The sequence below is a fragment of the Staphylococcus sp. GDY8P57P genome (genome assembly GCF_017892585.1).
Lineage (GTDB): Bacteria > Bacillota > Bacilli > Staphylococcales > Staphylococcaceae > Staphylococcus > Staphylococcus borealis.
In genome coordinates, this window is sequence record NZ_JAESLK010000019.1 from 264,012 (window position 1) to 277,919 (window position 13,908).

The following is a 13,908-nucleotide window of genomic DNA, read 5'->3' on the forward strand; positions in this document are numbered from 1 at the left end:
TTCATAATTTAAATATTGGAGGTATGTAAACATGGCTAATTTAAATTTAGACCCAGCACATTCAGGAGTTAACTTTTCTATTCAACACTTAGTTGTATCAAATGTTAAAGGACGTTTTAACGAATTTGACGCTAACATCTCAGGTGATTTTAACGATTTAAGTTCATTACAAGGTACGTTTACTGTTAAAGCAAATTCAATTGATACGAAAGTAGCAGATCGTGATAATCATCTTAAAAGCGCAGATTTCTTAGACGCTGAAAACTATCCAGAAATTAAATTTGAAATTACAAAAGTAGATGAAAAATCAGTTACTGGTAACTTAACAATGAAAGACCAAACACATGAAGAAACATTTGATTTAGATTATAAAGGTATTAGCTTAAACCCACTTAACGGTAAAAATACAGCTGGTTTAGTTATTACTGGTAATCTTAATCGTGAAAAATATGGTATTACATTTAACCAACAACTTGAAACTGGCGGATTCTTATTAGGCAAAGACTTACATGTTGAATTCGATTTAGAATTTCCACTTGAAGACTAATCATTCGTCACAATAAATACGACATATAAGCATAGACTCCCTTCAAAGTAGACATTGAGATCATGTGAATTTTGAAGGGAGTTTTTTTATATCTTTGTATTAAAAATAAATAACTGGTAAATTCAGAGTGAGTCATTTTTTAAAGTAGGGGGATTAACATGTCAATTCAGATCAAAGATAATACAATTATATTTACGAGAACGTTCGAAGCACCAATCAATGAAGTATTTGAATCGTACACAACGAAAGCGTTATTTGAGCAATGGTTCCATCCTCAAGGAGGCAAAACAAAGGTATATCGTTTTAATCCGGTTGCCGGTGGGGATGCTTTCTTTGCGATTGAAATGCCAGAACAAACAAGTTATACACTTACAGAATATAAAAAAGTCGAAAAACCGCATCACATTGAATATTTTGATTTCTTTGCTACGCCTCAAGGTGAAAAAGATACAACATTACCTGGTATGCAAATTTTCATGGATTTTACTTCAGAATCAGAGGAACGCACGCGTGTTACATCAACTTCAATTTTTCCAACGAAAGATGCTGCGCAACAAGCACTTGATATGGGTGTAGAAGCGGGAATGAATTCTACGTTAGACCAACTTGATGCACTATTGAAACGTAAAAAGTCATAAGGATGTCAAAAAATCTCACTAAATTTACGTTATAATGTAGATGAAATGAGGTTGATGAAATGAAGGAAAGATATTTGAAAGTACTTGCTTTATTTTCAGTTAGTACTTTAATCCCTACAATCCTATTGAATTCAAAAGCGATTGATAATAGTGCAATTAAATATGTGTTAAGAACTGCATTAGGCTATGGTATCTTTGCTACAGGATTGCGTTATTTATCTAGACTTAAATCACAAAAATAGTAAATCTCAAAGTGAGGTGGCATCGTGTTTACACGACACGAGCTCACCTCACTTTTTTGATGTTTGAAATTTAATCTATTCATGTTTTCTTAAAAAATATATAATTGAAACATAACTTGAAAAGGATGTAGGGGGCATACATATGTTGAAGAACAATAAAACGGTTGAAGATACCCACGCAACTCGTGATATTGTAGAAGCGGCTGTTGGACAAGTACAGACGAAAGAAATCATGGCAAAGAAAACGCCTGGACGATACGCTTTGAAAGCGATGATGTCAGGTTTTTTATTAGCAATCGTAACTGTATTTATGTTAGCAATTAAAACACAATTTGCTGGAACTAACGAAGGATTAGTTAATTTATTGGGTGCGATTGCGTTTAGTTTAGCTTTAGTTTTAATTGTATTGACTAATTCAGAATTATTGACCAGTAATTTTATGTATTTAACGGTAGGCTGGTATTACAGAGCGATTACTATTAATAAGATGCTACTCATTTTCTTATTCTGCTTTATTGGAAATATTATTGGCGGATTTATTTTATTTTTCTTAATGAAAGGGACACATATAATGACGCCGGAAATGATTGCCAGTTTAAGTAAAACAGTACATATGAAGACAGTAGAATCAACATGGCTAAATATTTTAGTTAAAGCCATCTTTTGTAACTTCTTTATTAATATTGGTATTTATGTATCTATGTTATTTAAAGAAGGATTAGCAAGAGCGTTCTTTATTGCGGCAGGAGTTGTCGTGTTCGTATTTATGGGTTATGAACACGTTGTCTTTAATGCAGGTTTATATGCAGGCATGGTGTTTTATAATTTAGATGCACTTTCATGGTTAGATGTTATCAAAAATATTGTGTTTGCTTTAATTGGTAACTATATCGGTGGGGGTATCTTTATTGGTTTAGTTTATGCCTATTTGAATGGTTCACGTGATAGTTTAATTAATAAATAAGGCGGATTGGTTGAGATTAACGGCTAGGATAATGAATTCATTAGGAATTCTACCCTATGTTTGTCTCAACTTTTTTTATTAGTGACAAATTAACCAACAGACTTGACTTGATTAGTAGAAAAACATATGATTTTAATCAACATTTAAAGTTTAATGACGCATTCAATGGATTGTGATTGCACATGGATTAAAGGGGGATGACAGGATTGGTAGCCAATATTTTAGTTGCACATGGTATGAGAAAAGGTGACCAAAATCAAGCGTTAGAAGCATTTTTAGAGTCGCTCTTAAGAGATGAAACCTATCAATATGAACTCGCATTTATAGAGAGTGAAGAGAAAAGTATTGAGAATACAATAGGGCGTTTAATTCAAGCGGGAGAAACACATTTTAAAGTGGTGCCGTTATTAATTTTTTCAGCCATGCACTATATTGTAGATGTGCCGAATATACTTGCGCACATTAAACAAACACACCCACAAATTCATTACGAGATTAGTGAACCACTTGGCACACACGATTTAATGGTCGATTTAGTTGAAAGACGAATTCGAGACGTTAATGTGGATGCTTCGGTAAATCATGCCATTGTTCTTATTGCGCATGGTAGTTTTTCATATACGCAAGCGCATGATGAGTTGAAATCCTTTGGTAAGAAGCTAAAGCAAGACGTACCTGTCTTTTGTCGAACATTATATGGTGATATTACCTTCAGAAATGATTTAGACCAATTAGCTGAGCAGTATGAAACATTAATTGTTGTACCTATGTTTCTATATGATGGACGCCTTGTTAATAAAGTGAAACGCCTGATTTCGGAAATGGATATTCAAGGTACACTGCATATTACGCCATCTATCAACTTTGATAACATTTTAAAATTAATTATTAGTGATCGTTTAGAACAATTAGATAATAAATAAACTCAGATTATAAGGAGTAGGACGCCATTCGTATTGAATGCATTGTCCTACTCCTATTATTTTATGTGCAAATAGCGTATTAGGGAATTCCCCGATTTTACTAATATTTGTGAATTTAATCACATTTTTAAGGGGATTTGTTATAGAATAACAGTGAAGAAACAAATGTATAAATTCAAACATTTAATAATAACAAATATTGCAAATGGAAAATAAGTAAATTTTAAGTGATAAAAGGGGCATATTTTATGACTAAACAAAAATTAGTAATGATTGGAAACGGCATGGCAGGTTTAAGAACGATCGAAGAAATTCTTGAACGTTCTGATTCACAATTTGATATCACGATTATTGGTAAAGAACCTTACCCGAATTATAACAGAATTATGTTATCAAATATATTACAAAAGAAAATGACTGTTGAAGAAACAATCATGAATCCATATGAATGGTATGAAGAAAATAACATCGAGTTAATCGTTAATGACCCAGTGGAAACAGTTGATCGTTCCGCTCAAACGGTAACAACTTCAAAAGGTATTGAAGTTAAATACGATATCTGTATTTTTGCAACTGGTTCAAGTGCATTTGTATTACCTATACCTGGTTCAGATTTACCAAGTGTAATTGGTTGGAGAACAATCGAAGATACTGAACGTATGATTGACATCGCTAAAACGAAAAAAAGAGCAGTCGTCATTGGTGGTGGATTGTTAGGACTTGAATGTGCAAGAGGTCTTATGGACCAAGGCATGGAAGTTACTGTATTACACCTAGCAGAATGGCTAATGGAAATGCAGCTAGACCGTAAAGCTGGTGGTATGCTTAAAGCAGATTTAGAACGTCAAGGTATGAATATCGAGTTACAAGCAAACTCTAAAGAAATTATAGGTAAAGATGATGTTGAAGCGATTAGATTAGCAGACGGAAGAGTGATTGAGACGGATTTAGTCGTTATGGCAGTAGGTATCCGTCCATTTACACAAGTCGCTCGAGACGCTGGCTTAGAAGTAAATAGAGGTATTGTCGTTAACGACTATTTACAAACATCAGATCCAAATATTTACGCTGTCGGTGAATGTTCAGAACATAATGGCAAAGTATACGGTTTAGTCGCACCACTTTATGAACAAGGTAAAGTGTTAGCCGACTATTTAACTGGCAAAGAAACAGAAGGTTATAAAGGGTCTACAACATTCACTTCATTAAAAGTATCTGGCTGTGATTTATACAGCGCAGGACAAATTGTTGAAAATGATAATGTCCATGGGATTGAAATTTTCAATAGTGTAGATAACATTTATAAAAAAGTGTACTTAAGTGAAGGTCAAGTTGTCGGAGCAGTGTTGTACGGTGATACGGATGATGGTTCAAGATTTTATAACATGATGAAAAAACATGAATCTTTAGAAGACTATACATTGGTTTCATTATTATACAAAGGTGGCGAAGAAGCGGTAACATCAATTGCTGACATGCCAGACGATGAAACGATTTGTGGTTGTAATGGTGTCGATAAAGGTACGATTGTGAATGCAATTACTACGAAAGGTTTAACATCTGTTGACGAAGTTACAAAAGCAACTAAAGCAGGTAACTCTTGTGGTAAATGTAAAGGTCAAATCGGCGAGTTATTACAATGCACATTAGGTGATGACTTTGTAGCAGCAAAACCAACTGGTATTTGTGCATGTACAGACTTAACACGCGACCAAATTGTAACGCAAATCAGAGCTAAAGGGCTTAAAACTTCTAAAGAAGTGCGTCATGTTCTCGATTTTAAAGATAAAAATGGTTGCCCTAAATGTCGACCAGCAATTAACTACTATTTAAATATGGTATATCCACATGATCACCAGGATGAAAAAGAATCACGATTCGCAAATGAACGTTACCATGCTAATATTCAAAACGATGGTACATTCTCTGTTATTCCACAAATGCGTGGTGGCGTAACAGATGCTGATCAATTGATTCGATTAGGCGAAGTTGCTAAAAAATACAACGTACCTTTAGTTAAAGTAACAGGTTCACAACGTGTCGGTTTATACGGATTGAAAAAAGAAGAATTACCTCAAGTTTGGAAAGATTTAGGTATGCGTTCAGCTTCAGCTTATGGTAAGAAAACACGTTCTGTTAAAAGTTGTGTCGGTAAAGAATTCTGTCGATTTGGTACACAATATACTACACGCTTAGGTATTCGTTTAGAAAAAACATTTGAATATATCGACACACCACATAAATTTAAAATGGGTGTATCTGGTTGCCCACGTAGTTGTGTTGAATCTGGTGTTAAAGATTTCGGTGTTATCTCAGTAGAAAATGGATATCAAATTTATATTGGCGGTAACGGTGGTACAGACGTTACTGTAGGTAAATTATTAACTACTGTTGAAACTGAAGATGATGTTATCCAATTATGTGGTGCATTAATGCAATATTATCGTGAAACAGGTATTTACGCAGAAAGAACTGCACCTTGGTTAAATCGTTTAGGCTTTGAAAACGTCAAAGAAGTGTTATTAGATCCTGAACGTCAAAAAGAATTATTCGATAGAATTATGGATGCTAAAAAAGCGATTGATGGACATGGCGAACCTTGGGAAGCAATCGTTGAAGATAAAGAAGCTCAAAAAATCTTTGAAGTTGAGAGGGTGTAAACGATGAAATCTATGGAAAAAGTTAAAGTAACGACATTAGAAGAATTAACACCATTAATTGGTAAAAAAGTAATTGTTGATGGTAAAGAAATTGGCATTTTCTTAACTGAAAGTGGAGACATTCATGCAATTAATAATATTTGTCCTCATAAACAAGGGCCTTTATCAGAAGGAACAGTGAGTGGTGACTATGTTTATTGCCCATTACATGATCAAAAAGTTGATTTAAGAAGTGGAGAAGTCCAAGAACCAGATACGGGATGTGTTGAAACATATCAAGTGGAAGTCATTGATGGAGACGTATATGTATGTCTATAAATGAGAAGGCAAAGGTATATTTGATTGGTGCGGGTCCTGGGAACCCCAACCTTTTAACTAAAAAAGCAGAGCGATGCATTAAGAAAGCAGACGTTATTCTGTATGATCGTTTAGTTAATCCGCTTATCCTACAATATGCACCAGCTGACGCTGAAATCATTGATGTCGGTAAAAAACCTTATGCGAAACATATACAGCAAGATGAAATCAATTTGAAAATCGTTGAGGCTGCAAAACAATATCAAACGGTGATACGTCTTAAAGGTGGCGATCCAGCGATATTTGGTCGTGTTACTGAAGAAGTGAATACTTTAAAAGACTATGACATTGACTACGAAATTGTTCCTGGTGTCACTTCGGCAAGTGCAGCTGTTGCAACAATGGATTTAGGTTTGACATTACGATCAGTAGCACCAAGTGTTACGTTCTCGACAGGCCATTTCAAAGATTCAATCAATCAAGAAACGGATATTCGTAATCTCATTAATGGTGGTACGTTAGCTATCTATATGGGAATTAAGCGATTAGGTCATATTATCAAACAAATTACTGCGTATACAACTGAAGATTATTCGATTGCAATTGTCTTTAATGCAACGTGTTATAACCAACGTGTAATTATTGGTAAATTAAGTACAATTGAACATCAATTACAACAACATGAACTTGAAGGTGAACCAGGTATCTGTATATTAGGCGCGATTGTTGATCATATCGATAAAGCACACGTTGTGTCACAAGAACATGAACGCAATGTTGATGATACATTATATGTGATAAAAGGTTCTAAAGAAGATGCTTTATTAAAAGCAGAAGAAATGTCAGAAACAGGTTATCGCTGTTTAATAGACGTTGATGAAAGTTACCATCCAACACAACAACACTTACATCAACAAATTATCAATGACAATAAAATTAAATATATTAATTGTTAAGTCATCCTTGCAGGCGTGGTACTACAAATTCTTAGAGAGTTAAGTACCACTGCCTGCTTTTTTTATTTTTTAGGGATTCCCCCATTCAAATTAGGACATTCCCTAATACCTATCATATGTGAAAAATTGTACAATCATTATAAATTCAAAAGTAAAACGGCAAATCGGAATAAGTTAATACCTTTAACGGTAGGAGGATTCATATAGATGGGAAAATTTGGATTAAACTTTTTCAAACCAACTGAAAAATTTAATGGAAACTGGTCAGTTCTTGAGAGCAAAAGTAGAGAATGGGAAAAAATGTACCGTGAAAGATGGAGTCACGATAAAGTAGTTCGAACAACACATGGTGTTAACTGTACAGGATCATGTTCATGGAAAGTATTCGTAAAAAATGGTGTGATCACATGGGAGAACCAACAAATTGATTATCCAAGTTGTGGTCCTGATATGCCAGAATTTGAACCGCGTGGTTGTCCTCGTGGTGCATCATTTTCTTGGTATGAATATAGTCCACTTCGTGTGAAATATCCATACATTAGAGGAAAATTATTAGATTTATGGACGACTGCATTAGAAGAAAATAATGGTAACCGCATTGCTGCTTGGGCTTCAATCGTTGAAGATGAAGAGAAAGCGAAAATGTATAAACAAGCACGTGGTAAAGGTGGCCATGTTCGTGCTAACTGGAAAGATGTAACAGACATCATCGCTGCACAAATTTTGTATACCATTAAAAAGGATGGTCCAGACCGAATTGCTGGATTCACCCCTATTCCAGCGATGTCAATGATTAGTTACGCAGCAGGTGCGAGATTTATTAATTTACTTGGTGGAGAAATGCTAAGCTTCTATGATTGGTATGCCGATCTACCACCTGCGTCACCTCAAATTTGGGGTGAACAAACAGACGTACCTGAATCAAGTGACTGGTACAATGCTGCTTATATTATTATGTGGGGCTCAAATGTACCACTTACACGTACACCGGATGCACACTTTATGACAGAAGTAAGATACAAAGGAACTAAAGTGGTTTCTGTAGCACCAGACTACGCAGAAAATGTTAAATTTGCAGATAACTGGTTAGCACCTAATCCAGGTACAGATGCAGCGGTAGCACAAGCGATGACACACGTTATCTTACAAGAATATTATCAAGATAATCCGAGTGATATGTTCATTAACTATTCTAAACAATATTCAGATATGCCTTTCGTCATTATGTTAGATGAAGACGACAATGGTTATAAAGCAGGACGATTTTTACGTGCAAGTGATTTAGGTATGGATAGTGAAAATAGCGAATGGAAACCGGTCATTCACGATATCAATAGTCGTCAATTTGTAGTACCTAATGGCACAATGGGTCAACGCTGGGAAGAAGGCAAGAAGTGGAACTTAAAATTAGAAAATGAAGATGGTTCTAAGATTGATCCAGCAATGTCTATGGCGGAAGACACATATGAAATCAAAACGATTCAATTCCCTTACTTTGATAGTCAAGGTGATGGCATCTTTGAAAGACCGATTGCAGCTAGAAAAGTCACATTAGCTAACGGCAAAGAAGTGTATGTTGCGACGGTATATGACTTGATGACAAGTCAATATGGTATTAAACGATTTAACCATGAATTAGAAGCAACATCTTATGATGATGCAGAATCAAAATATACACCAGCATGGCAGCAACGTGTAACAGGTATTAAACCAGAATTAGTGACACAAGTAGCAAGAGAGTTTGCGCAAAATGCTATTGATACAGAAGGGCGCTCAATGATTATCATGGGTGCGGGTATTAACCACTGGTTCAACTCAGATACGATTTATCGCGCGATTTTAAATCTAGTTCTATTATGTGGCTGTCAAGGTGTGAACGGTGGTGGCTGGGCACACTACGTTGGACAAGAAAAATGTCGACCAATTGAGGGATGGAATACTGTAGCCTTTGCTAAAGACTGGCAAGGACCACCACGTTTACAAAATGGTACAAGTTGGTTCTATTTTGCAACGGACCAATGGAAATACGAAGAATCTAATGTTGATAAATTGAAATCACCACTCGCAAATAATATTAAACATCAACATCCAGCTGATTATAATGTGACGGCAGCGAGATTAGGTTGGTTACCATCTTACCCTCAATTTAATAAAAATAGTCTATTATTCGGGGAAGAAGCCAAAGATGAGGGTGATGATTCAAATGAAGCTATTTTAAATAAAGCGATAGAATCTGTGAAAAATAAAGAAACGCAATTTGCGATCGAAGATCCAGATTTAAGAAAGAACCATCCAAAAACATTATTTGTTTGGCGTTCAAATTTAATTTCAAGTTCTGCTAAAGGGCAAGAATACTTTATGAAACATTTATTAGGTACACGTTCAGGATTAATGGCTAAACCTAATGAAGAAGATAAACCAGAAGAAATTAAATGGCGTGAAGATACAGAAGGTAAATTAGATTTACTAGTATCGTTGGATTTCAGAATGACTGCGACACCATTGTACTCAGATATCGTCTTACCAGCAGCAACATGGTATGAAAAACATGACTTATCATCAACAGACATGCATCCATTCATTCATCCATTTAATCCAGCTATTGATCCATTATGGGAATCACGTTCAGACTGGGATATTTATAAAACATTAAGTAAAGCTGTTTCTGAAATGGCAAAAGATTATTTACCAGGTACATTTAAAGACGTTGTAACGACACCACTTGGCCATGACTCTAAACAAGAGTTGGGTTCTGAATATGGTATCGTCAAAGATTGGTCTAAAGGTGAAGTTGAAGCTGTTCCAGGTAAAACAATGCCAAACTTCGCAGTTGTAGAAAGAGATTACACTAAAATTTACGATAAATATGTGACTTTAGGTCTATTACTTGAAAAAGCAAAAGTTGGTGCACACGGCGTAAGCTTTAGTGTTAAAGACGAATATGAAGAACTTAAAAGTATGGTAGGTACTTGGAATGATGAAGATGCTGAATCAGTTAGAACGAATCGTCCACGTATCGATACAGCTAGAAAAGTAGCAGATGCCATCTTGAATATATCTTCAGCGACAAATGGTAAATTATCACAAAAATCATATGAAGATTTAGAAAATCAAACAGGTATGGAATTGAAAGATATTTCAAAAGAACGCGCATCAGAAAAGATTTCATTCTTAAATATTACGTCACAACCACGTGAAGTAATACCAACAGCTGTGTTCCCTGGTTCAAATAAAAATGGACGTAGATATTCACCATTTACAACCAATATTGAACGTCTTGTACCATTTAGAACACTCACAGGTAGACAAAGTTATTATATCGATCACGAAGTGTTCCAACAATTTGGTGAAAGCTTACCAGTATACAAACCAACGTTACCACCAATGGTATTCGGTACGAGAGATAAGCAAGTTAAAGGTGGACAAGATGCATTAGTATTACGTTATTTAACACCTCATGGTAAATGGAATATTCACTCAACATATCAAGATAATGAACGTATGTTGACATTATTTAGAGGTGGCCCAGTCGTTTGGTTATCTAATGAAGATGCTGAAGAACATGGCATTAACGATAATGATTGGTTAGAAGTATACAACAGAAACGGTGTTGTAACTGCAAGAGCTGTCACATCACACCGTATGCCAAGAGGCACAATGTTCATGTACCACGCACAAGATAAACATATTGAAACACCAGGGTCAGAAATTACAGATACACGCGGTGGTTCACACAACGCACCAACAAGAATTCACTTAAAACCTACCCAACTTGTAGGTGGATATGCACAAATTAGCTATCACTTTAACTATTATGGACCAATTGGAAATCAACGTGACGTATACGTAGCAGTGAGAAAAATGAAGGAGGTAAATTGGCTTGAAGATTAAAGCGCAAATTGCAATGGTGTTAAATTTAGATAAATGCATAGGTTGCCACACTTGCAGCGTAACATGTAAGAACACTTGGACGAACCGTCCAGGTGCGGAATACATGTGGTTCAACAACGTAGAAACAAAACCAGGTGTCGGATATCCGAAACGATGGGAAGACCAAGAACATTATAAAGGTGGTTGGGTCTTAAATAAAAAAGGAAAATTAGAACTTAAATCTGGTAGTCGTTGGACAAAAATGGCGTTAGGTAAAATCTTTTACAACCCAGATATGCCACTGATTAAAGACTATTATGAACCATGGACATATAACTATGAACATTTAACAACTGCTAAAGAAGGTAAACATTCACCAGTGGCTAAAGCACACTCATTAATTTCTGGCGAAAAACTTAATCTCGAGTGGGGACCTAACTGGGAAGATGACTTAGCTGGCGCACATATTACTGGTCCAGAAGATCCAAATATCCAAAAAATCGAAGAAGATATTAAATTCCAATTTGATGAAACGTTCATGATGTATTTGCCTCGTCTATGTGAACACTGCTTAAACCCTAGTTGCGTTGCGTCATGTCCTTCAGGTGCCATGTATAAACGTGATGAAGACGGTATCGTTTTAGTTGACCAAGATGCATGTCGTGGTTGGCGCTATTGTATGACAGGCTGTCCTTATAAAAAAGTTTACTTCAACTGGAAAACAAATAAAGCAGAAAAATGTACATTCTGTTTCCCAAGAATTGAAGCGGGATTACCAACTGTTTGTTCTGAAACATGTACAGGTAGAATGAGATATTTAGGTGTCTTATTATATGATGCTGATAGAGTTCATGAAGCAGCTTCAGCTGAAAATGAACAAGATTTATATGAAAAACAATTAGACATTTTCTTAAATCCATTCGATGAAGCTGTGATTGAACAAGCTGAAAAAGATGGTATTAGCTATGAATGGATTGAAGCAGCGCAAAACTCACCAGTCTATAAATTAGCAATCGAATATAAATTAGCATTTCCTTTACACCCAGAATTTAGAACAATGCCTATGGTTTGGTATTGCCCACCATTGAGCCCAATCATGAGCTATTTCGAAGGTAAAAATGCTGGTCAAAATCCAGATATGATTTTCCCAGCAATTGAAGAAATGCGTTTACCAATCGAATACTTAGCAAATCTATTTACCGCTGGTGATGTTCAACCTGTTAAGGAATCACTACAAAAGATGGCAATGATGAGAAGCTACATGCGTTCTCAAGTTACAGGTAAAGAATTTGATACATCGAAATTAGAAAGACTTGGATTATCTGAAATTCAAACTAAAGATATGTATCGATTATTAGGTTTAGCGAAATATGAAGACCGCTTTGTTGTACCAACATCTCATAAAGAAACTTATTTAGATACGTATCATGCACAAGGTAGTCAAGGTTACGGTGGCGAGTACTTTGGTGATAATTGTGAAGGCTGTGGTGTTCCAGTAGGTTCAGGAAAAACAGGACAAGAAATTTATAATGAGAATTTCTATGGAGGTATTTTCCGTGATTAATTTACAACAATTTCATTATTATCAAGAAAGCTTTGGATATATTGCACAGCAACTTAATTTTCCTGAGAAACTTACGTTCCATCCAAAAACATTTGAAGAAACGATTGAGCCATCACATCCTGGTTACGATGATTTAGTAAAATATAGAGAAATTATGCATCAATTCACACTATCAGAAATTAAAGCGATTTATACAGATACATTTGATTTCAATAAAAAATCACCACTCTATATGACTTATAACAAATTTGATACGCAAAAAGAGCGTGGCCAAATGTTAGCCAAACTTAAAGTGTTATATGAAATGTTTGGTTTGAAAATGGTAGATAATGAGTTATCTGATTATCTACCGTTGATGTTGCAGTTCTTGCATGTAGCAACATGGCAAAACGATCCACGTGCTGAAGGAAATATTGAATTGGTTATTATGATTATTGAAGATGGTACGTATGAAATGGCCAATCAATTAGCGCAAGACAACAATCCTTATGCATACGTGATACGTGCGTTAAGAAATACATTGAAAGCTTGCTTAGAAATTCCAAATGAGGTGACATCTCATGCTTAATCAATTTTTATGGATTATCTTTCCTTATTTGTGTGTAGCTATCTTTATTGTTGGCCACATTGCACGTTATAAATATGATCAGTTCTCATGGACTGCGAAATCTAGTGAATTCCTAGAAAAGAAACAATTAAAATGGGGTAGCTTATTATTCCATTTAGGTATCATTCCAGTATTTTTTGGTCACGTCGTAGGACTTGCGATACCAGCCAAATGGATTGATGGCCTAGGCGTTAGTGAAGAAATGTATCATTTTGGTGCTGTATACATTGGTAGTATCTTTGGTATAATGACGTTTATTGGTATGTTACTCTTAACAGCACGACGTATTACAATTAAAAATGTTAGAAAGCTAAGTTCAGCATCTGATATTTTTGTCAATTTTTTATTAATATTAATTATTTTCATGGGTTGTTATTCAACATTAGTTACGAATGCGGTGGTAAGTGACTTTGATTATCGTCAAACGATATCTATCTGGTTTAGACACTTATTTACTTTCTCACCTGATGCAAGCTTAATGACAGATGTGCCTTTATCATTTAAAATTCACATCTTACTAGGATTTACAATTTTAGCTTGCTGGCCATTCACACGTTTAGTACATGTATGGAGTGTGCCACTATCGTATACTAATCGCAGATATATTGTTTATCGTAAACATAAAACACGTTCATGAGTA

At 35.3% G+C, this 13,908-nt stretch carries 12 protein-coding genes; all 12 read left to right on the forward strand.

What is annotated here, in order from left to right; genetic code table 11:
- Positions 1-31 precede the first annotated feature (31 nt).
- The 12 genes from KA878_RS08135 to narI all read left to right on the forward strand — a co-directional run bounded on the left by KA878_RS08135 (position 32) and on the right by narI (position 13,905).
- Positions 32-547, forward strand: coding sequence for a YceI family protein (locus KA878_RS08135; RefSeq protein WP_053028707.1), 516 nt, complete (start codon positions 32-34; stop codon positions 545-547).
- A 158-nt stretch (positions 548-705) separates the two neighbouring features.
- Entirely contained in the window at positions 706-1,185 is a 480-nt protein-coding gene (locus tag KA878_RS08140) for an SRPBCC family protein (RefSeq protein ID WP_075108107.1), read from the forward strand.
- Positions 1,186-1,244: 59 nt separating this feature from the next.
- Positions 1,245-1,427: a hypothetical protein gene (locus tag KA878_RS08145; protein WP_053028706.1), complete on the forward strand. Its 183-nt coding sequence runs from the start codon at positions 1,245-1,247 to the stop codon at positions 1,425-1,427.
- A gap of 142 nt (positions 1,428-1,569) precedes the next feature.
- The gene (locus KA878_RS08150; RefSeq protein WP_075108105.1) at positions 1,570-2,391 is read left to right on the forward strand and encodes a formate/nitrite transporter family protein; all 822 of its coding nucleotides are present in this window, start codon (positions 1,570-1,572) and stop codon (positions 2,389-2,391) included.
- A gap of 206 nt (positions 2,392-2,597) precedes the next feature.
- Positions 2,598-3,314, forward strand: coding sequence for a sirohydrochlorin chelatase (locus tag KA878_RS08155; RefSeq protein ID WP_193839007.1), 717 nt, complete (start codon positions 2,598-2,600; stop codon positions 3,312-3,314).
- A 248-nt stretch (positions 3,315-3,562) separates the two neighbouring features.
- Complete coding sequence (nirB, locus tag KA878_RS08160) at positions 3,563-5,974, forward strand: nitrite reductase large subunit NirB (protein WP_075108103.1); 2,412 nt, start codon at positions 3,563-3,565, stop codon at positions 5,972-5,974.
- Between the two features lie 3 nt (positions 5,975-5,977).
- Positions 5,978-6,292, forward strand: a complete 315-nt coding sequence (gene nirD / locus KA878_RS08165; protein ID WP_011274977.1) for a nitrite reductase small subunit NirD — start codon at positions 5,978-5,980, stop codon at positions 6,290-6,292.
- On the forward strand, positions 6,283-7,227 hold the full coding sequence (cobA, locus tag KA878_RS08170; RefSeq protein ID WP_075108102.1) for a uroporphyrinogen-III C-methyltransferase: 945 nt from the start codon (positions 6,283-6,285) through the stop codon (positions 7,225-7,227). The genes nirD and cobA overlap by 10 nt, the downstream gene beginning before the upstream one ends.
- Before the next feature lie 207 nt (positions 7,228-7,434).
- Positions 7,435-11,118, forward strand: coding sequence for a nitrate reductase subunit alpha (locus tag KA878_RS08175; protein ID WP_210142137.1), 3,684 nt, complete (start codon positions 7,435-7,437; stop codon positions 11,116-11,118).
- Positions 11,108-12,661: a nitrate reductase subunit beta gene (gene narH, locus KA878_RS08180; RefSeq protein ID WP_053028700.1), complete on the forward strand. Its 1,554-nt coding sequence runs from the start codon at positions 11,108-11,110 to the stop codon at positions 12,659-12,661. Before KA878_RS08175 ends, narH begins: the two co-directional genes overlap by 11 nt.
- The gene (gene narJ, locus KA878_RS08185) at positions 12,654-13,229 is read left to right on the forward strand and encodes a nitrate reductase molybdenum cofactor assembly chaperone (protein WP_053028699.1); all 576 of its coding nucleotides are present in this window, start codon (positions 12,654-12,656) and stop codon (positions 13,227-13,229) included. The genes narH and narJ overlap by 8 nt, the downstream gene beginning before the upstream one ends.
- Positions 13,222-13,905, forward strand: coding sequence for a respiratory nitrate reductase subunit gamma (narI, locus tag KA878_RS08190; RefSeq protein ID WP_070854659.1), 684 nt, complete (start codon positions 13,222-13,224; stop codon positions 13,903-13,905). Before narJ ends, narI begins: the two co-directional genes overlap by 8 nt.
- Positions 13,906-13,908 lie beyond the last annotated feature (3 nt).